General features: G+C 40.9%; 20 protein-coding genes and 1 pseudogene. 13 read left to right on the top strand and 8 right to left on the bottom strand.

The genetic code is table 11. The features are described from left to right. The 4 genes and pseudogenes from WBM49_RS08340 to WBM49_RS08325 all read right to left on the bottom strand — a co-directional run. Nucleotides 1-386, bottom strand: a pseudogene (locus WBM49_RS08340) (biotin-dependent carboxyltransferase family protein); the annotation flags it as partial. Then, complete coding sequence (gene pxpB / locus WBM49_RS08335) at nucleotides 379-1116, bottom strand: 5-oxoprolinase subunit PxpB (protein ID WP_424371595.1); 738 nt, start codon at nucleotides 1114-1116, stop codon at nucleotides 379-381. The gene pxpB and the pseudogene WBM49_RS08340, both read right to left, overlap by 8 nt. Then, nucleotides 1113-1859 (bottom strand): 5-oxoprolinase subunit PxpA, encoded by a 747-nt coding sequence (pxpA, locus tag WBM49_RS08330; RefSeq protein WP_424371594.1) that lies wholly within the window; start codon nucleotides 1857-1859, stop codon nucleotides 1113-1115. The genes pxpB and pxpA overlap by 4 nt, the downstream gene beginning before the upstream one ends. Then, complete coding sequence (locus tag WBM49_RS08325) at nucleotides 1856-3049, bottom strand: Nramp family divalent metal transporter (protein WP_424371593.1); 1194 nt, start codon at nucleotides 3047-3049, stop codon at nucleotides 1856-1858. The genes pxpA and WBM49_RS08325 overlap by 4 nt, the downstream gene beginning before the upstream one ends. A 220-nt stretch (nucleotides 3050-3269) precedes the next feature. Between WBM49_RS08325 and WBM49_RS08320 the strand changes: the two genes are divergently transcribed. From WBM49_RS08320 to WBM49_RS08310, 3 genes are all read left to right on the top strand, one after another. Then, a complete protein-coding gene (locus WBM49_RS08320) occupies nucleotides 3270-3713 on the top strand; it encodes a hypothetical protein (protein ID WP_424371592.1) in 444 nt (147 codons plus the stop codon). Between the two features lie 29 nt (nucleotides 3714-3742). Beyond that, nucleotides 3743-4033, top strand: coding sequence for a hypothetical protein (locus WBM49_RS08315; protein ID WP_424371591.1), 291 nt, complete (start codon nucleotides 3743-3745; stop codon nucleotides 4031-4033). A 176-nt stretch (nucleotides 4034-4209) separates the two neighbouring features. After that, on the top strand, nucleotides 4210-5322 hold the full coding sequence (locus WBM49_RS08310) for a pyridoxal phosphate-dependent aminotransferase (RefSeq protein ID WP_424371590.1): 1113 nt from the start codon (nucleotides 4210-4212) through the stop codon (nucleotides 5320-5322). A 16-nt stretch (nucleotides 5323-5338) separates the two neighbouring features. On the opposite strand, the gene WBM49_RS08305 is transcribed toward WBM49_RS08310, so the two are convergent. Both WBM49_RS08305 and WBM49_RS08300 read right to left on the bottom strand, forming a co-directional pair. Further along, on the bottom strand, nucleotides 5339-7894 hold the full coding sequence (locus WBM49_RS08305) for an ABC transporter permease (protein ID WP_424371589.1): 2556 nt from the start codon (nucleotides 7892-7894) through the stop codon (nucleotides 5339-5341). Continuing rightward, a complete protein-coding gene (locus WBM49_RS08300) occupies nucleotides 7891-8580 on the bottom strand; it encodes an ABC transporter ATP-binding protein (RefSeq protein WP_424371588.1) in 690 nt (229 codons plus the stop codon). Before WBM49_RS08300 ends, WBM49_RS08305 begins: the two co-directional genes overlap by 4 nt. Nucleotides 8581-8639: 59 nt before the next feature. On the opposite strand from WBM49_RS08300, the gene WBM49_RS08295 reads away from it, so the two are divergent. Beyond that, complete coding sequence (locus WBM49_RS08295) at nucleotides 8640-9338, top strand: arylesterase (RefSeq protein ID WP_424371587.1); 699 nt, start codon at nucleotides 8640-8642, stop codon at nucleotides 9336-9338. Between the two features lie 59 nt (nucleotides 9339-9397). On the opposite strand, the gene WBM49_RS08290 is transcribed toward WBM49_RS08295, so the two are convergent. Next, the gene (locus WBM49_RS08290) at nucleotides 9398-10459 is read right to left on the bottom strand and encodes a hypothetical protein (protein ID WP_424371586.1); all 1062 of its coding nucleotides are present in this window, start codon (nucleotides 10457-10459) and stop codon (nucleotides 9398-9400) included. 103 nt (nucleotides 10460-10562) lie between these two features. On the opposite strand from WBM49_RS08290, the gene WBM49_RS08285 reads away from it, so the two are divergent. Beyond that, a complete protein-coding gene (locus tag WBM49_RS08285; protein WP_424371585.1) occupies nucleotides 10563-11243 on the top strand; it encodes a hypothetical protein in 681 nt (226 codons plus the stop codon). Between the two features lie 345 nt (nucleotides 11244-11588). Here the strand turns inward: WBM49_RS08285 and WBM49_RS08280 are convergent, their stop codons facing one another. Beyond that, nucleotides 11589-12350, bottom strand: coding sequence for a hypothetical protein (locus WBM49_RS08280; RefSeq protein WP_424371584.1), 762 nt, complete (start codon nucleotides 12348-12350; stop codon nucleotides 11589-11591). 264 nt (nucleotides 12351-12614) lie between these two features. On the opposite strand from WBM49_RS08280, the gene WBM49_RS08275 reads away from it, so the two are divergent. From WBM49_RS08275 to WBM49_RS08240, 8 genes are all read left to right on the top strand, one after another. Then, nucleotides 12615-14315 carry a hypothetical protein gene (locus WBM49_RS08275; RefSeq protein ID WP_424371583.1) on the top strand — a complete coding sequence of 567 codons (1701 nt, stop codon included), beginning with the start codon at nucleotides 12615-12617 and terminating at the stop codon, nucleotides 14313-14315. Nucleotides 14316-14453: 138 nt separating this feature from the next. Continuing rightward, nucleotides 14454-16232 carry a hypothetical protein gene (locus WBM49_RS08270; RefSeq protein WP_424371582.1) on the top strand — a complete coding sequence of 593 codons (1779 nt, stop codon included), beginning with the start codon at nucleotides 14454-14456 and terminating at the stop codon, nucleotides 16230-16232. A gap of 171 nt (nucleotides 16233-16403) precedes the next feature. Next, nucleotides 16404-16529, top strand: coding sequence for a hypothetical protein (locus WBM49_RS08265; RefSeq protein ID WP_424371581.1), 126 nt, complete (start codon nucleotides 16404-16406; stop codon nucleotides 16527-16529). A gap of 21 nt (nucleotides 16530-16550) precedes the next feature. Continuing rightward, the gene (locus tag WBM49_RS08260; protein ID WP_424371580.1) at nucleotides 16551-16742 is read left to right on the top strand and encodes a hypothetical protein; all 192 of its coding nucleotides are present in this window, start codon (nucleotides 16551-16553) and stop codon (nucleotides 16740-16742) included. A gap of 33 nt (nucleotides 16743-16775) precedes the next feature. Next, entirely contained in the window at nucleotides 16776-17909 is a 1134-nt protein-coding gene (locus WBM49_RS08255; RefSeq protein WP_424371579.1) for a DUF819 domain-containing protein, read from the top strand. A 222-nt stretch (nucleotides 17910-18131) separates the two neighbouring features. Further along, nucleotides 18132-18653, top strand: a complete 522-nt coding sequence (locus WBM49_RS08250; protein WP_424371578.1) for a DinB family protein — start codon at nucleotides 18132-18134, stop codon at nucleotides 18651-18653. 160 nt (nucleotides 18654-18813) lie between these two features. Then, the gene (locus WBM49_RS08245) at nucleotides 18814-19158 is read left to right on the top strand and encodes a putative quinol monooxygenase (RefSeq protein ID WP_424371577.1); all 345 of its coding nucleotides are present in this window, start codon (nucleotides 18814-18816) and stop codon (nucleotides 19156-19158) included. Nucleotides 19159-19275: 117 nt separating this feature from the next. Then, nucleotides 19276-19480, top strand: a 205-nt coding sequence (locus WBM49_RS08240) for a hypothetical protein (RefSeq protein WP_424371576.1), incomplete at its 3' end; no start/stop codon positions are given.

Raw genomic sequence — 19480 nt, 5'->3', positions numbered from 1 at the left:
GATCTGCTGTTTAATATCAGTGGGGTTTGAAAGCCATCTTTTATCGCCAGGTATCCCCTCAGACCATCAATATGCTTTCCAAAGGCCAGTTTATCCCCGGCATGTATCTTGTGCACACTGTGAATTTCAATGTCTGCTCCATTTAAGGTTGGCGAAAGGTTGGCGCCAGCGATTGCTATCCATGTTGCTTCTTCAAATTCTAGCACTGGCCCGGTCATGGTGATCTCCAAAACAGCCGCTTGTTCATCATTCTCTAACATAGCGTTTGCAAGAGAAGCTGCTGCCAAATCCATAGCCCCTGAAACGGGCACGCCTATCTGACGAAAACCAAACCTTCCCTGATCCTGGATGGTCGTGAAAAATCCGCTTTTAATAACTTTAAGCACTTGTAGATTCTTTTTTTAAAAGGTTGATCCCAACTTCTGCCTGAATGACATGAAGATCGAATTGTGCTCGTGTGATGGAATAGAACTGAATTGAATCCCCTACACTCACAAAACACGGATTTTCTTTTGAGGCATCAAAGATGGGAATAGGACAATTACCAATAATATTCCATCCTCCCGGACTGTCTTGAGGATATATCCCCGTCTGTTTTCTCGCCAACCCAACAGACCCTTTTTTTACATGAAGCCTTGGAGTGGCTTTGCGTGGCGTTTCCAGAGCTTTCGGAACTCCCCCTAAATACATAAAACCAGGTAAGAATCCGATGCCATATACTAGATAGGTAGCTGAAGTGTGAAGGGTAATGATCTGTTCAACGGATTTACCGGTATGTGAAGACACTTCCCCAAGATCTATCCCAAACTCTGCATCATAACAGACCGGAAGCCTCCACAGATGTGATGGCTTTTTAGCCCTTTCCTTTCTTTCCTTGTACAATTCCTCTAACTGGGCGGAAAGGACCTTATGGTCAATTTTTTTATGAATATTGATGAGGGTTAGAGAATTATAAGCAGGTACCATCTCCCATTCCTTCTCCTTAAAATTTTGCAATGACAGGAAGTCTTTAAAAATAAGGATGTCCTCTAAGATATTTTGTTCAATATCATTGGGCCATTCAATAAGAATGGCATGCACGCCAAAAGGCTTCAATTTTATGGGGTACGAATTCATTTTTCTAAATGAATATGATGCTTTGGTAATTCCTCCGAAAGATACATCAATATTTCATATGCACTAACAGTATCTCCATGAATACAAAAAGTGTTGGCAACAATATTTAGCTGTTGTCCTTCTCTGATTTGCACCTTTCCATATTTTATTATGGTAAGTAAATGGGTAAGTACTTTTTTTGGATCAGTAATCATAGCATTGGGCCTGCCCCGAGGTACCAGTGAAAGATCCTCTTTATAATTTCTGTCGCCAAAGGCCTCATAGATGATCTTAAATCCCAGCTTTAAAGCATCAGATGCTATCTGCGAACCATATGGAACATAAAGACAGACCGTGTCCTTATAGTGAGCTATACTGCCAAGGTATATTTTTACTAAATCTTCATCCTTAGCCAGATCATTGTACAGGGCACCATGAGCCTTAATATGATGCATGCTTACTCCTTCTTCTTTTAAAAGCCTATTCAAAAGGCCTAATTGTGTTCTAATACTTTTTGTAAACTCATCCGGAGGTAGCACCATGCTTTTTCTTCCAAAATGTTCTCTGTCCGGATAGGATGGATGAGCTCCCACTTTTATGTGATGCTCTTTGGCCAGTAAGATGACCGACTTCATCGTGGAAACATCTCCTGCATGTCCGCCACAGGCCAAATTACAAGAGGAGATATGCGGAAACAGTTGCGCTTCATTGCCAATTCCCTCTCCTACATCACAATTAATATCTATTGCCCAAGACTGCTTCATAGACTTCCAATTACAGACCAGATACTTTTAACTCCCAGCATTATGATCAATAGCAATAATAATATTCCAACAATATTTTGCCATTTCTTATTTCTGTTTATACCCATAAGAGATGATTTATTGACCACCCATAGTATGAAGACACATATTACAGGTAGTAGCAAGCCGTTGGCTACCTGAGCAAATTTAATAATTTCAATGGGGCGTATTTGAAACGATTGGGAGACTACCCCCACCAAGAGTATAAAGCCCCATACCAATCTAAACTTGTATGATCTCAGGCCTTTCTTCCAGTTAAAACAACTTGCCGCGACATAAGCCGCAGCTAATGGTGCTGTAATAGCCGAGGTGATCCCCGCAGCAAACAATCCAATTCCCATAAAATATCTGGCGGTTTGCCCATAGAGCGGTTCCAGACCTCGGGCCAGGTCCAGAGCATCTACCACTTCTATTTCCCTATTGGCACTCGCCGTAACAATAATGGCCATGGAGATGATCCCTCCTAAGCTGATAGAAAGGATGGTATCCCAGCGGACAGCTTTCAGATCCCTGACCGACTTCCATTTTTCCCGAACTAAAGAGGCATGTAAGAAAAGATTGTAAGGAACTACTGTAGTTCCGATCAAAGCAACAATGGTAAATAAACTGTCATCTGGCAGTGAAGGAATGAATAATCCGGAGAGAATATCTCCCAAAGCTGGTTTGGTAAGTACGGCAGCCAGGACAAATGAAATACTCATTAATATCACAAGAGAAATAAAGATCTTCTCCAGTACCTTATAGGATCCTACATACAATAACGAAAACGCGCAAGCTCCAATTACCCAAGCGTACCAAAACTTGGGAGGGGTGCCCAGAAGAGCCTCTATTCCCAGGACAGCTCCACCAATATTACCTGCTTCATAAGCCGCATTGCCCAGCACTATGGCCGAGAGAACTATTAAAATCATCAGGTTTCGCAACCATGGCCTTTTTAATTCATTTCTGAAACTTGCTGCCAATCCTTGCTGTGTAATGATTCCTATTCTGGCCGCCATTTCCTGAAAAATAATGGTCGTTAGCACAGATAACAACATTGCCCAAAGAAGCGCAAATCCAAAGTCGACTCCCGCCAATGTACAGGTAGTAATAGTGCCCGGGCCAATAAATGCCGCTGCAACTAAAACACCTGGACCAATTTTTTTAAACACTTTCTATGCTAATTTGATTTGGAAAGTACATTAAAATAAAATCTTTAGCGAAAATTTCATCTCCTTACTGGTCAGAATTAATAAAGTAAATGTTAAAAAAAGTGTCGTTCGTCTAAAAAAATGCAGTTCGTCTAAAAAGCGGGGGTCGTTCATCGATGTTGTAAAATATTAGCAAATTCTAAAGGTTATTATAGACCCAAATCATTTTTGACCTATTTGCATGACCTGTTTAGAATGTAACAAAGAACTCAGCTATGTCGATCACAAAATTTCCATGGAAATCTATGGAGTTGAATTATGCCATAAGCATAAAACCCGTATCGATAAACTTATCAGATCTAATGAAACTCCCTTAGCCGCTATACGTTTGTATTACGCCTTAAAAGAAATTGGGGTTTATCCTATGCTGGAGTGGTGGGATGGTAAAAAATCTGTAGATATTGCTATTTCCCGGGTAAAACTCAACATCGAGATAGATACCGAATATCAAATGATAACCCATGAACAAGCCATGAACAATCTTGAAGAGACCATGCACTCTTTCAAGAATGGGTTTACAACTATCCGTATTCCGCATGTAGTAATTAAGCACTATCTGAGTGAGACCGTACAGAGTATCGTAGGGATCATTGAAGGTTTAAAAGTGAATATCAAAGTTATTTAGAAATAGAGGGGCATTATAAAATGAAATCTATGGAGCAAGAAAGCAAATACACAGTACAGTCTTATAATGTGAGCAAGCTTATACTATGCCTGTTGACCATTGCCGCTCTCGCCGTATTGATCAACACCAATCCTGTACTTTCCAGATATCTGTTCGGTTTTCCGGTAGTTCTTTCGGGTTTACTTGGAATAGCGGGTAGTGTTATTTTATACAAAGGCCGAAACGAACCCTTAGATGAGAGAAAGATCATCGCATTTATCGTTAATGCTGCTATGGTCCTTCTGATAATTGCCATTTTTATATCCAACACTCTCTATTAATCTAGCAGCTTTTTTCCTTAGCGCAAACATCTCCCTAAATTCTATTTTATCTTTTATGGCTGGCCAAAGGTTGTAGCTAGTACCCTCTATCTCCATTTTAAATATTTTAAAAATTTTGCAACGCTTTACAACCTCTTTGCAGAATATTTGTATCTTCTTCTATCAAATTTCAACATATGAAAAACATAGACAGAAGACAGTGGCTAAAAACCATGGGCTTAACAGGGGGTTTTACCCTCATGGGAGGTTTGGGAACCATGGCGATGGAATATGCGCCCAGGGCATTAGCGCTCGATGGTCCTGTAAAACTCAATTCAAATGAAAATCCGTTTGGACCTTCTAAAAATGTCCGATCTGTCATAAGTAATAGTTTTGATATTGCCTGCAGATATCCATTTCAGTATTTGACAAAGCTCGTAGCAGAAATTGCTGAAAAAGAAGGGGTGTCAAAAGATTGTGTGGTGGTTACGGGGGGCTCTACAGAAGGGCTAAAGGCAAGCGGACTGGTCTATGGCCTTGAAGGCGGCGAGATCATTGCCGCAGACCCCACCTTTCAGGCGATGTTGTCTTATGCAGAAAATTTTGGGGCACATGTACATAGGGTACCGCTGAACGAAAAAATGGAGCACGACCTGGATGCTATGAGCAAAAGGATAACCAGTAAAACCCGGTTGATCTTTCTATGCAATCCCAACAACCCTACAGGAACCTTACTTAACAAGGATGTGTTGCGCGACTTTTGCACCTCTAACGATAACAAAGCCGTTATTTTTAGTGATGAGGCTTATTACGACTTTATTACTGAGCCAGATTATCCCTCCATGGTTGAACTGGTGAAAGAAGATCGTAATGTGATCGTTTCTAAGACTTTTTCCAAGGTATTTGGATTGGCAGGAATGCGAATTGGGTATCTGATTGCAAGGCCCGATATTGCAACCCGTTTGAAAAAAGCCGTGATGGCCAACACGAATGTTTTAGCCATTGAAGCAGCTCGTGAGGCATTGCGAGATGATGAATTCTACAAGTTTAGTTTACAGAAAAATACGGAAGCTAAACAGCATGTCTATAAAACCCTGGATGGCCTGGGCTTATCGTATATTCCATCACATACCAATTTTGTGTTCTTTAAGACCGGAAGACCTATTCGAGACATTATCAGTTCCATGGAGCGCGAAAATGTCCTTATTGGAAGGCCTTTTCCTCCAATGATGAACTGGGCGCGCATAAGCACCGGTACCATGGAAGAGATGAGAGTGTTTAGCGCTGCCCTGGAAAAAGTCATGTCCTAGAATTGGCAAATACAGTTTAACGACTTGTTGCGCGTAAAATCTCCAGAGGAGGACTACGAAGCACACTCCGGCTATTTAATAGACCTATTCCCACAACCAAAAGCGTAAGTACGGGAAGCAGAATATAAAATGGTTCCAAGGAGGGCACAAAGGTCTCTTCAAAAACAAATTGTGCAAGCAAAAAGCTCCCGACCAACGATAACAAAATTCCGGTCAGGCTCCCCAGCACGCCTAAAAAAGCATATTCATACAACGAAATTTTCAATAATTGAGCATTTTGTGCCCCGAGTGTGCGCAGTAAAACGCTTTCCTTAATTCGTTGATATTTGCTTGTCCTCACGGCCCCAATTAATACGATGATGCCGGTAAGGATACTTAATAAGGCCATAAAATTGATCACTAAACCAATTTTTTCCAGGATCCCTTCCAACAATACCAGTATTTGCCTAAGGTCGATGATGGAAATATTTGGAAAGTTAGCCACTAATTGTCGTTGTAATTCTGCGGACGCTTCATTGCTTGGCGTACGGGTGGTTATCACGTGAAATTTTGGTGCATCCTCTAAAATACCACTCGGGAATAGGACTGAGAAATTTAATTGGACCCTGCCCCAGTCTACTTCCCTTATACTTCCAATTTGAGTTCGGATTAATACTCCCTGTACGTTAAAAGTTACCTTATCTCCTACCACAACCTTTGCATCATAGGCAAAATTCTCTGCGACCGATATTGGCACTATGGTGGTTGGATCGGCCTTCGCAACCCAGTTTCCTTCAATTATTTTTTCTGTTGGGATCAAGCTGTCGCGATAAGTAACCCGAAACTCATGATTTAGGACCCACCGTCCAATATTTGAGGTGGTGTCATTTCTGATTTCATTCACAGACCGCCCATTGATTTCCTGTACCCGCATAGTAACTATAGGAATATTGTCTAAGACAGGAATATTATTGGGCAAAATGGTATTCATTACATCGTTTACCTGCTCAGACTGTACATCCAACAAAATGATATTAGGACTGTTTTCGTTATTTCCAAGTGCTACTTTACTGAGCAATATGTCTTTTGAAAAATAGAGGGTGCTGATAAGGAAAGCGCCAACACCAATAGACAATAATAAGGTAGCTGTCTGATTTTGAGGCCTGAAAAGATTCAACAGGCTTTGTCTGGAACTAAAACTCCATTTGGCAGGAAAGTATTTCTTAATGGCCCACATCAGCAACTTAGCAACACCAAAAAGGAGGGCAAATGTCACCAACAATCCCAGGATAAAAAAGAGTGCATAGCGCCAATTATCAAGAATACGCAGGGCAAAAACGAATAAAAAAAGGAAGATAAGGCCAAGGACAAGAATTCTGGCCTTGCCAGTTCTTTGGTCTATTTCTTCTTGAACTCGCAAAACCGACAAGGGAGAAACATACCAGGTTTCGAGCAATGGAAGGAGGGCAAAGGCAACCGACATTAAAATTCCCAAAGACAGACCCAGAAAAATGGCCGGATAGGAAATAGTAACCGCCACGTCTACCGGAAGATATTCTTGTAAAAGACTGGGTGCGGCCAATTGTAAGGCAACTCCCAGAAGGGTTCCTAAGAGTCCGCCAAGGCCCCCTATTCCGGCGATCTGCAGGAGAAATATCTTAAAGGTCTGACTCCTGGAGGCACCCATACACTTTAGGACCGCAATAGATCTTAATTTCCCTCTTATATAGACATGAACGGCACTCGCAATTCCTATACACCCCAGCAACAAAGCAATAAAAGCTACAATATTGAGAAATTTACCAAAGTTATTATATCTGCGCCCCAGACGCCTGCTCTCATCCATGTGGGTGTCCATATCGGCACCTTCTGCATCCAAACGCTGGTCTATGGCTTCGTACAAAGCATCCAGATCCTGCCCCTGTGTTGCCACAAAATAGTATTTGTATTCAACCCTGCTGCCTTTTTGAAGGAGGCCAGTGGCCTCTATTTGACCGTAAGGGATATAGACCGCCGGAGCTACGCTACTGGACAATGCCGATCTACCGGGAACAGAAGTTAACGAACCTGCAATTGGCAGGGTTATGGTCCCTACTTTAATGCTATCGCCTGGTTTTAAGTTGTATTGTAACATTACCGTGGCATCTACCAGGGCACTATTATTATTTTGATATTCTCTTGCCGCCGAGACAGGAGTGGTCTCAAAGTCACCATAAAATGGAAAGCCACCTTCCACGCCAAGGACCTGTACCAACTTGGAAACGTCCTTCTTTGGGAAAGCTACCATAGAGGCAAAATTTATTTCCCTGCTATTGGCTCCTCCCAAGGAATCTATGATCGCTGCAACTTTTTCATTCGCAGGTTTGCTGCTGTCTATGATATAGTCGGCGCCCATCAAGGCCTTAGATTGGGAAGCAATACTATCCGTGAGATTGTTCCCAAAAGATTGGATTGCCACCACCGCTGCAATACCTATAATAATAGATGACATAAATAGGAACAGCTTCCCAACGTTAGAACGCAGATCGCGCCAGGCCATTTTAAACAACCAACCCAAGCCAGCTCTTTTTAAGTAAGTTTTGGACTGGTTCATTTGGTAAGGGTCTCTTGATCCAGACTGATTTTGCCTCCCTTAAGACGCAGTATACGTTGCGTTTTTCTGGCCAGTTCCATATCGTGTGTTATGATTATCAGCGTGGTCCCTGCCTCTTTATTAAGGTCGAAAAGGAGTTGAATGATCTTTTGTCCCGTTGCTTCATCTAATTCGCCGGTAGGTTCATCGGCAAAAAGAATTGCCGGGGTATTAGAAAAAGCTCTTGCCAGAGCCACCCTTTGTTGTTCCCCGCCTGATAATTGAGAGGGATAATGATGAAATCTATTGGCAAGTCCAACCTTTTCTAAAAGTGTTGCCGCCTTTTCGGCAGCATTTTTTGCCCCTTGCAACTCAAGAGGTACTGCCACATTCTCTTGTGCGGTAAGAGTTGGCAACAATTGAAAATCCTGAAATATAAATCCTATCTTTCTATTCCGTAGCAACGCACGTTCATCTTCATTCAAGGTATTTATCTCAACTCCGCAAAGTTCTATAGTACCAGAATCTGGCCTGTCCAGACCTGCCGCTAATCCCAATAAGGTGGTTTTACCACTGCCTGAGGGCCCTACAATGGAAAAAGTTTCGCCTTCCTCTACCGAAAAGGAAATGTCATCCAGCACGGTAAGTGATCCGGATCCGCTAGAATATGATTTCTTGAGCTTGCTAACGTTTAATATCTTTGCCATTCCGTTGAGTTTGTAGCATTTTGGTACAAGGGCGGAAAATTATAAAAATGATTTTGAATATGATCCCATCTTCCATTCGAACCGTGTTAAAGTTTTGTTATCTGTTGCCCTTAATGCTGGGCATTTCTTGTGGCGATTCTCCCAATAAGATAAAATCAGACATAGAAAAATCCAATCTTGAGGAAGATACTGCCAAGGAATCTACCAACGTAAAAACCATTCTATTTTTTGGTAACAGCTTAACCGCTGGGATGGGTCTGGAACCAGATAAGGCATTTCCAGGGATCATACAGGAAAAAATTGACTCCCTTTCGCTGCCTTTCAGGGTGATCAATGCCGGTTTAAGCGGGGAAACCACTGCAAGTGGTGAAAATAGAATCGACTGGTTGATGAATCAGGAGGTAGATATCTTTGTGCTGGAGTTAGGTGCCAATGACGGACTGCGGGGCATTCCACTTTCAGAAACGCGTAAAAATCTGCAGGCAATTATAAACGCTGTAAAAGTAAAAAACCCGGAAACCAAGATCGTACTTGCAGGAATGCAGATCCCTCCAAATATGGGACAGGATTATACGAGTGAATTCAGACGGATCTTTCCGGAACTGGCAGCAGAGAATGAGGCCTATTTAATTCCATTTTTACTGGAAAATGTTGCAGGGATCCCCGAACTAAATCAGGCAGATGGCATCCATCCCACTGAAGAGGGTCAACGTATTGTTGCTCAAAATGTCTGGAACATAATCAGGCCAATACTTTAAAAGTAAAATTTATTCATGGATAATAATATAGAATACTTGTAAAAGGGGTACTGTACTAATTACTTAGTACGAGCCTTTCGGACTATTTCATTCGTAAATTTTGAATCATCACTCAAGACCTTAAAAAAGTCGGCTATAAAATTTCTTGCGATCTCAAATTCCTTTTCATTATCAAATTGGGGTTTTAGTCCATCGATTACATCAAAGACCTGGTCTTTCTTATCCAGGTAGTCTTTTCGCACCGCCTGGTAGACAGCCTCATCTCTCGCAAATCCCCTGAACATCCTGTCTGTTACACTTTCAATGTTCAAGACTTCCCCCTGTACCTGAGAAACAACCGCGTAACTGGCATCTACGAGACCAGACATATCAAAGTCGTATGGCAAGGGTACCGTTTTGTAATCTGCTGTAAATATCAATTTTTGATTATGCTGATAGGCCGTAGAAAAATCCGTATTCCCAATCATGAATTGAAAAAAATCATTCTGTGCAGCCGTTACATCGTCTTGTTCCAGAGGATGCACTGTACGTTTCATTTTCTTAGCGTTCTGGCGCATGGCTACCTTATCTATATCTTCAATTAAAAATCCCTTAATAGTATGAACTTTGCTCTTCTTACCCCTCAACTCTATAAATTCAATATCTGCCATCCTTGTCTTAAAATGATAAGGAGAGATCACTTCATAGATCTTATAGGCCATATATTCCTTAACCACATTGTCCTGGGTATTACTAGCCTGCACACAGGGCATTACCAATTTTAATTCTTTATTTCCTTTAAAAATGGTCGCTTTGGCCACCGCCTTTTTGATCTTGACTTTCAGGGGTGGAAAATAACAATTCGCTCGCCTGTAATTACCACGCGCACGGATCTTTACATCTATGGAATCCCATTGTTCGGCATTCTTGTAATACAGTTTTGACAGTAAGTACGTACTATCATTAGTTTCCTTTTTCATCTCTTTGTTTGAAAAAGAAAGTTTAATAGGCAAAATGGATTGTTCCTGAAATAAAATGGTAGTTTTACCCGGTTCTTTGGGTACTTCTTCTTGTTGTGCACAAAGCAATCCGGAGCTTATACAGAACACAAAAAGGATTCTGAAGAATGTTTGGTTTTTCACGAGTTTGTAGTTAGCTTTAGCAACTTAATGTACTAAATTTCTCATTATTAAACTATACCTGTCCATAATAAATCTTAGGACCCTTGTAGCGCTGTTCATCTCTGTGCTCACCATCATCATTTGTTTTCAATACGACATTAAATTCCATATAGATCTCACACTTTTAAGTATTGCCATTGTCTTTCCGTTGGTATTTACCATTAGGGGGTCTTTCAGACGGAGAGAAAAAGCGCTCGAACACCTTAGTCAGTTTCGGAGTGCGCTTAAAACCATGTACTATTTTGCGAATTCTTCCAACAGCCTTTCAGTGGAAGAAAAAAAGGAGATCTCAGACATTCTGTTGGAGATAAGTCATACTTCCATGGAGCATCTAAAGAACAACATGGAATCTACAGAGTCTCTGGATCCGGTGATTAACAAGGTACAAATGTTTGTGATTGCCAAGGGGGAAGTAATGTCTGGGCGTTTAAAGGATAGAATCTTTAGGTTTATGAATGACCTTCACGAATCATTGGAAAACCTGCACGCCATCAATACCCACCGCACGCCTATTACTTTGAAAGCATACTGTAAGATTTTCATATACATATTCCCATTAATTTATGCCCCTACAATTATTAATGACATGGGAGCAAGCAATCCGATTTATGTAACCTATTTTGTGGTGATCCTTACAGAATTCATTCTTATTTCTCTATACAATATACAGGATCAATTAGAATATCCATTTGACGATTACGGTTTAGATGACATCAAATTAGATAGTTTTAAAATGGATCGTTAACTGTATTAATTCTATCAAACTAAGGTCCACAGAGACCCAGGATCTTACTTAATGTACCTCTTGTTCGCCCACTTATGCAGTTCATTCGTCGATAATTTAGCATTATATCGAAGGAACAGTACCTTTTAAAGTATAGAATTCATCACTTTACAGGAATTTCTTTTCTTGGTGTCCGTTCCAAAACTTATGAATAAAAGAACCGCCACCACCTATTTGGTATATGCCTTTTTTACATTCTGCTTCGTTTGGGCGATCTACGTGCTTATTTTTCTTCAATGAAATGTTGCTGAGAAGCAAAAAAAACCCGAAAATATCGGGTTTTAATTCAATTTGACTATTGTTATATTACTTCGCTGGAAGCCTCATTACCAATTCGTATAGAATTGAATATTCGAAGCCATTGGGTAAAATCTCACCCATTTTGGTCTCAGACAACACTTTTTGCCAATCGGCATTCACTTCCCCATTAGATGTATTGCGCGCATAGTTCATCGCATCGGCCATGGAATTGAAACCATCCCAGGTTAAAACAGAGAATCTTGCCTGATTGCCTTGAGGAGACACTACGGATAACATTCCCCAGGAAGTCATTTTATTACTCCCCGCTTGCATATTCTTTTCGTGTAAAGGCTTCCAAAGGGTTTTGTTCTCCTGTATAAAGCCATCAATACTCGTTGGCTTAGCATAATTCACGATCGCAAATTTATAGTCACCCCCGGCTGAGTCCTCCATTTGACACCAATAGTCAAAAGCTACAGGTGCAAAAGAATTAGTTTCCACCATGTCGCCGGAAACTCCCATGGTCTTCAAGTTTTCCTCAGACCAAATGTTACTCATGTTAATTTTGTCAAAACTTTCATAGTTATTGACAAAAACATAGTTTGGAGCCCCTACTTCTGTGACCCCTACTTTACGCCACAATGACCATCCGGTCATCTGGCCCTTTTTTATAGCCGCTTCGGCTACTTTTGCCCAATACATGGTTTCCTTCTGAACAAATTCTCCTTCCCGATCATTTGGTACTACCCGGAACTGCAAATACGATACCTGACCAAAAGAACTCAGGCAAAACATGAGCCCTAAGGCTCCTAAAATTACTTTTTTCATAATGTGTTGGTTTGGTTATTAGAAACTTAAGGTACAACTAAATTCAGTTGAAATATTTTTTTCAGAGCTGTATATTTTAAGCTAACGCAGCATATTCAGCAAGGAAATAGAAAATGAAATATTGTAGAAGGTATGTTCTGTAGGAATATTCTTTCGTTCATAACTTCCTGATAACAAATTCCTTACTATTATTACAATTTTTTTCAGAAGTGATAGTTTTATACCATAGGTAATCTTTAAACTATCTTTCTGCTTAAAATAGACATGAAAAAGACCTTTATTCTACTTTTTCTGACATTGGGTTTAGGAATGCTAACGCTACCTCTAAAAGCCCACAGCCCCCTCATTTCTGCAGATGACCCGATTATTGTTGCCAAAAAGATAATTTCAGATGATCCACTTCCCTGGACTCAAACAGAATACGAATCAATTATGAATACGGTTGGGGAAAATAGAGTTCTGAGTACTATCGAAAAAAACTATCTTTTGCTGCAATCACCCTGGCTAGGTGTGGAATACATGCAAGGAGTCTACGGAGAAGGTGTAAATAGTATCCCGGTAGAACAATTGCTAGACCTGTTAAACCTCGCGACAAATTCACCACAACAGACCAGCAGAAAATTAGCCGAAGTAACCCTACAGCATGCTCTTTCGGAATACGACATAGCCAATAAAGTAGCATTAAACCTAAAGGCCGATACCCCCGTAAACTATGAAGATGCCATTGCCTTTTTAAATAACCGTTTTGGATATTTAAAGATCAAAACAGCAAAGAAATTATTAGATGAAAGCAGTAAGGCAGACAATGCGATAATCGATAAAAAAACAAACAAACGGATAGCAGATCGTTTTAAGAATATTCGAAAACAGTATTCGGAGGAGATCCCCATAGCCAGTGCCTTAGAAGAGATCAAAGCATTCTATACTCTTTTGGAAGAAGTGGTTTCCGGATTAGCAATGGTTAAACCCTACACTAATTTTACCCAAACCATTACGGAACTCAATGAGGTACAGCTTAGGGAACGTAAGCATTGGCGATCTGCCCTCGAAATTACCTACCCTACCAGTGGAAGTGTATGGACCATTCCTGATGAGGGTACTATTGAATGGGATTCAAAAAATTTACCTGATGAAAAAACGATCAGGTTCTATTTGCTAAAAGACAATACGGTGATCCAGGAACTTGGCACCTACAAGAATACACAAAAGGTTGGCGGTATCAAGCTCAATAAAACACTACCCAATGGGAGTAATTACAGGATTATGGGGATTGAGCTCTTCCCTAGCGATAGGTTTTACACGGCCAAGTTTGCTACACCTTATTTTACCATCAATAAAAGAGCCCAGGAGGCCACTCCTCCACCTTTGGTTGTTGTGGCTGAAGAAGAGAATAAGCCTGTTGTTGATGAACCAACACCTACGGAGCTTGTCTCTCCAAAATCTCCAAAAGAGGAAATTGCAGAACCTGTGGAGGAAGTAATTGTGGAAATTGAAGAAGAACAAGAAGAAGTGGCAGAAGAAGTGGAGCAAGCCCAGGCGCCCCTTGTAGAAAGTTCTGAGCCTTTACTTGAAGAAGTAATTGTAGCATCGGAACCCGAAGAAGTTGAAAAAAGAACCGATTTTGACGGACGTACTATTACCTATGTAAAAGAGCTGGAGGTAAACAGTAAAATTATTCGGATCAATTTATGGGATCATGGACGCCAGGATGGTGATATTGTTTCTATTTACCTCAATGGTATTGCAATCGTTTCTCAGTACACTCTTGCCTATCAAAAAAAGGGATTCGAATTAAATCTGGATCCTTCTAAACCGAACGACCTATTTCTCTATGCCCATAATCTGGGCAGGTTTCCTCCCAACACCGTATCAATCGAGATTATTGACGGAGGAAACTCAGAAAATATTATCCTCAACTCCGACCTTTCCCGTTGTGAAGCGGTGCTGATCAATGTGAAGGAGTAACAACTTGAGGACTCCTTCTAATATACCAAGAATATCTAGGCAATCTCATTAATATTTAGTACTTTAAAGTGCTTTATAGTGCTTCTATCATCTTCAGTGTTAGCGCTATAGATCGACACTTTGTTTTAAGACATTACAATGAAGTTTCGAGAAATTCTTGCTGAGTTGCAACGCCGCAATGTTTTTAAGGCACTGTTGGCCTACTTGGCCGTTGCCTGGGTCGTTATTCAAATTGCTTCCATTCTTCTCCCGGCATTTAATGCCCCTGAGTATGCCATGAAAGTATTGCTCGTGGTGCTGGGAATCGGATTCTTTTTCTGGGCGGTATTTTCATGGATCTATGACCTCACACCGAATGGTTTTCAAAAAACAGATGCTACACTCACCAATATTGATACCTATCGAAGAAATAGCAAACGACTGAACAGTGTTATTGCATCATCAATTGTCATAGCGATCTTACTGCTTCTTATTGCAAGTTTTTGGGCTGGTTGGCAATGGAACCAACCTCAGACCCAAGGAGAAAAACGAATAGCGGTTATTCCTTTCGAACAATTGGATGAAAATAAAGAGGATAGTTACTTCAGTGAAGGGATGACGGAAACACTCATCAATGCATTATCAAAAGTTGGAGATGTAAAGGTGCTCAGTATGGCATCTACCCGCTACCTTCAGGCAGGTTTTAGCCCTGCAGACCCAATAATCGCTAATGAACTGTCGTACATTGATTATTTTATATACGGCACTATTCAACGAAATAGCAATAGTATATCTGTAGTACTTAAGATCTCCAAGACTATTACCGGAAATGTAATATGGGAGAAAGAGTATACTTCAGATATTTCCATGGTTAGGCAACTTTGGACCAGCATTGCCATGGAGGTAACCAATGAATTTGACATTAAAAATAAAGACGTTCAGTTATTACAAAAGGCTGGGATTACCTCTGTAAAGCCTGAAACATACGAATTGTATTTAAAAGGAAAATATTACCTGAATAAATCTACAGTAGCGGATTGGCAACGTGGCATTGTGTATCTGGAAGAAGCGGTAGATCAAAATGCGGCAGATCCGTATGCCTATGCCGGATTAGCAGAAGGCTATGTTACCCTAGGGCATAGTTTAACGCCCCCGCCAGATGTTTTCCCAAAAGCCCTGGCCGCGGCAAAAAGAGCTATTCAACTAGATTCTTCTAATGCAGAGGGTTGGGCGGCATTATCGCACTATCACACCTATTTTGGGTGGGACTGGGACCTCGCGGAATACGCTTTTGAAAAGGCGAATGAAATAAATCCTAACATGGCCTATAATCATTATCATCGCGCCTGGTATCTGGCATTATTTGGCAGAATGGATGAAGCCATTCTAGAACATAAGCTTGCCCAGGAATTAGATCCCTTTATATCTTTACATACAGCTTGGTTGGGAGGGTTATACCGGATGGCAGGTGCCTATGATAAAGGTTTGATTGAAGCTGAAAAAGCTTCTGGAATGCAACACGATAATGCCTTAAGTATGTATATAAAAGGTAGTATATACATCGATACGGGCAGAACAGAAGAGGGACTCGAAATATTAGCGCAAGCGGCCAAAATAAATCCGGGATGGCGATATTATGGTTATGGCATGGCTTTGTTTAAAACAGGCAGATTTGAAGAGGGAATGAAGATCATCCATGAATTAGAAGCAATGGAAGAAACACCTTTTTATTCGTTATGTCTGGCCTATTTATATTTTAATGCAGATGATCTGGATAAAGGCTTTGAATGGCTTCAATCTGCAAAAGGACACGCTTTTTATCCCTGGATACGTGTTATAATGCCTAATCCCAAAGTAAAAAAAGATCCTCGCTATCTGGAGCTTCTCAAAGAACTTGGTTTACCTCCTCCCTCCCCGTTGGTCTATAATTCTACGTAAGCGGGTTTCCAAGAATGTTATTTGTAAGTATATTTTGCTTCCCCCGATAATTTATTTGATATCTTACAAGGGTACTAGTAATCATGGTAGATGTTTTAATATAACCCTGTAATTGTATTGCTCTTTTTTAAAGCGTACTAGCGGAAAAAGACACCTGATAAATTTTAATTTATGAGCGGACTAGACATTGTAATGGTGATCGCTGTGATACTTTTTGCCCGTTTGGGGATGCGGCTGGTATCTCGTTATCTCAAAATGAAAAAAAATAAAAATGACCATGATTCAAACAAGGACTAACTAACTTTAAATTTAAATACAATGGGAATATTTTGGGATTTATTACAGCAAGATGAACTTGAAAAACAGCAGAAACAGGCAGACAGCATGGAAGACCGCGTAGCGCGTCTAGAAGCAGAACTGGAAAAAACCAGGACACTACTCAAAAAAACGCTGGTAGCCCTTGAAAGTCACTTAAAGCAAGACATAGATGGCGATGGGGTTACCGGATAAATTAAAATTTATTGACTAGATTATTGCCAATTAATGCACTTCACTGAAAATCCGGTTTACGTTCTTGGGGTCCTATGTCTGATGGTGCTGGCCTCCATATATGCCGGTAAAACCAACTTGGGTAAAAAAGTAGGACCGGCCCTCTTGGTAATTCTTTTTACTGCTATTCTGGCCAATACCGGACTCATTCCTTCTGCTTCTAATGCTATCGCCTTATACGATGGTATTTTTACCTATATAGCTCCTATTTCCATTTTTTATTTGCTATTGGGGGTAAACCTTCAATCCATTAAAAAAGCAGGAGCCCCTATGATCATTCTCTTCCTGATTGGTTCTCTGGCTACTACTTTGGGGATCCTGGTAGCCTGGTATTTGATGGATCCTGAGGCTGTTTTAGGAACAGATGGGCGGATCATAGCGGGGATGTTAACGGGCACCTATACCGGCGGCAGCATTAATTTTAATGCGGTTGCTCTGGAATACAATTTTCAGGAAAAGGGGATTCTCTATGCAGGGACCATTGCCGTAGATAATGTGGTGACCACTTTATGGATCATGGTAACCCTGGCCATGCCCGCCTTATTGCGAAATTTCCTCCCCGATAAAAAGGTGATTACCAAGAAGGCAAACATAGGGGAAGACGTTAAGGAGGCACTAAATTTTGGTTCATTGGCCTGGCTTTTATTTTTGGGAGTGACAGCCTTTTACTTATCTGAGATGATTTCTGAGGTTTTTCCAAAGATCCCTTCCATCATTACACTATCTACTATTGGCATTCTGCTGGCTCAAACACCTCTGGTCAGAGGTTTAAAGGGCAGTCACGGACTGGGGCTGTATCTCATTTACCTTTTCCTGTCCGTCATAGGGGCATATTGTGAGATTCAGTCTGTGATTGAGCTCGAAGCAGTTGGGCTAACGCTATTGTTATTTACCTCTATTGCGGTGCTATTGCATGGGTTATTGGTGGTTGGATTAGGAGGCCTATTTTACCGTGATTGGGAGATGATCGCCATCGTGAGTCAGGCGAATATTGGCGGAGGCACCACGGCCATAGCCCTGGCAGAGACCTTTGGCCGCAAGGAATTAATAGTCCCGGCAATATTGGTTGGCACCTTAGGGAACGCTCTGGGCACCTATTTAGGTTTTTTAGTAGTGTATTTGCTTTGACCCTGCACTCTTAAATCTGTCTTGAAAAGAGTTCTATTATCCTATTGGAAAGCGGCCACACAGTCTTTTGGAGGGTCAGCGTGCTTCCGCCGCCTACAGCTAATAGCTTAGATGTCATGAAAACATGACATCATTTGGGTTGTCCAATTATTAGTTATACTTGATTATGAGATAATTACAATGTTTTTTGTACCTTATTATTTCATTTAAAAACACAGCAATATGAAAAATTTAATCTTGTTATTTAGTTGCTTTTTAGGGGTACTTACCTACGCCCAGAATACCACTATCGATCAATTGGTGGCCGACTTTGAAAGATCAAAAGCCATGTCATTGGAATATATAGATGCCATGCCAGAGGACCAGTTTAACTATAAACCAACCGAGGGTGTACGGACCTTTGCCGCACAAATGCTACACGGGGCACAAGGGACAATCGGGCTGGCTGCCAATGGTACCGGAGAAGCACCAATTTACGGGGACATTAACATTGAGCAAGAAGCCTCCTTCCAATCAAAAAGTGAGGTTCGCCGAATAGTAGCGGAAAGCTTCGATTTTGCGATTGCAGGTATTCAAAACATGGATCCGGGAAAATTAGATGAGGTTGTAGTAAGGGGGCCCTATAACGTAACTCGGCTAGGGTGGATACAGAAAGCCAATGAGCATGTGGGGCATCACAGGGGTCAATGCGCCATTTATCTAAGAATGAAGGGAATAACTCCACCAGTGTACAAGCTTTTCTAATGGGGGGTATTCCAGCATCTTTTTGTGTTTTGATGATTCGCAAGGATTATCAGGACATCCTATTTTGTGCCTTGAGCTAAGTTCTTCTAGCCTACAATTAACATATGTGTTATATTTAAAAATAAAAGAAGGCTTTAAACTAACTAACTACTAATACCTGATGAAAAATCTTCAATTAACAGCACGTTTCGTGATCCATGCCGGCCAGCTGGAAAAATTTAAACAACTTGCAAAAGCCTGTATGCATTCAACCAAAGAAAAAGACCCCGGCACTTTGCAGTACGACTGGTATTTTAACTCGGATGAAACAGAGTGCAGGGTTAGAGAAACCTACGTAGATTCTGATGCGATTTTGGCACACATAGGAAACTTAGGGCCTCTACTGGGCGAATTGTTGGCGATATCCGACTTCTATCCGGAACTATACGGAGAGCCTTCAGAAGCCCTTGTAAATGCAACGGCTTCATTAAAGCCCAAGGTTTACTCGCACTTCCAGTCTATGTAGTTTTTTAAATTCCCGCTGGGGGTCTCTTTAATTTCTTGCCTGATGAATATATTTAATAAATAAAAGATTGTTTAAAACGTTATAATGGTAGTCAGGTTTTGAATTATACCATTTAAGTTGAATATAATTGTTCGAAATAGCATAGTTGGTTTCACAAGTTTGCTTTTTACGGTTGTTTGCAGCCAGGAACGCACGGTGCAGGATATTTATGGCCAATGGCAGATCATGGGAAGTTTCAGGGATGGGCAACAGGTCCTGGAGGCCTTAAAAGATACTATTGCGAATCAAAAACAGTATTATTTTACCTTTAACCAGAATGGAA

The sequence above is a fragment of the Muriicola sp. genome (genome assembly GCF_049669965.1).
GTDB lineage: Bacteria > Bacteroidota > Bacteroidia > Flavobacteriales > Flavobacteriaceae > Muriicola.
Note: the sequence above shows the minus strand (reverse complement) of the source record. Positions and strands in the feature narration are given on the sequence as shown.

Bases quoted from the DNA above. Each gene is read 5' to 3' on its own strand.
- pxpB (WP_424371595.1), bottom strand. From the start codon at position 1,116: ATGAATTCGTACCCCATAAAATTGAAGCCTTTTGGCGTGCATGCCATT.
- WBM49_RS08275 (WP_424371583.1), top strand. From the start codon at position 12,615: ATGAAAAAGACCTTTATTCTACTTTTTCTGACATTGGGTTTAGGAATG.
- WBM49_RS08305 (WP_424371589.1), bottom strand. From the start codon at position 7,894: ATGAACCAGTCCAAAACTTACTTAAAAAGAGCTGGCTTGGGTTGGTTG.
- WBM49_RS08280 (WP_424371584.1), bottom strand. From the start codon at position 12,350: ATGAAAAAAGTAATTTTAGGAGCCTTAGGGCTCATGTTTTGCCTGAGT.
- WBM49_RS08320 (WP_424371592.1), top strand. From the start codon at position 3,270: ATGACCTGTTTAGAATGTAACAAAGAACTCAGCTATGTCGATCACAAA.
- WBM49_RS08310 (WP_424371590.1), top strand. From the start codon at position 4,210: ATGAAAAACATAGACAGAAGACAGTGGCTAAAAACCATGGGCTTAACA.
- WBM49_RS08245 (WP_424371577.1), top strand. From the start codon at position 18,814: ATGAAAAATCTTCAATTAACAGCACGTTTCGTGATCCATGCCGGCCAG.
- WBM49_RS08265 (WP_424371581.1), top strand. From the start codon at position 16,404: ATGAGCGGACTAGACATTGTAATGGTGATCGCTGTGATACTTTTTGCC.
- WBM49_RS08255 (WP_424371579.1), top strand. From the start codon at position 16,776: ATGCACTTCACTGAAAATCCGGTTTACGTTCTTGGGGTCCTATGTCTG.
- WBM49_RS08250 (WP_424371578.1), top strand. From the start codon at position 18,132: ATGAAAAATTTAATCTTGTTATTTAGTTGCTTTTTAGGGGTACTTACC.
- WBM49_RS08270 (WP_424371582.1), top strand. From the start codon at position 14,454: ATGAAGTTTCGAGAAATTCTTGCTGAGTTGCAACGCCGCAATGTTTTT.
- WBM49_RS08315 (WP_424371591.1), top strand. From the start codon at position 3,743: ATGGAGCAAGAAAGCAAATACACAGTACAGTCTTATAATGTGAGCAAG.
- WBM49_RS08295 (WP_424371587.1), top strand. From the start codon at position 8,640: ATGATCCCATCTTCCATTCGAACCGTGTTAAAGTTTTGTTATCTGTTG.
- pxpA (WP_424371594.1), bottom strand. From the start codon at position 1,859: ATGAAGCAGTCTTGGGCAATAGATATTAATTGTGATGTAGGAGAGGGA.
- WBM49_RS08260 (WP_424371580.1), top strand. From the start codon at position 16,551: ATGGGAATATTTTGGGATTTATTACAGCAAGATGAACTTGAAAAACAG.
- WBM49_RS08300 (WP_424371588.1), bottom strand. From the start codon at position 8,580: ATGGCAAAGATATTAAACGTTAGCAAGCTCAAGAAATCATATTCTAGC.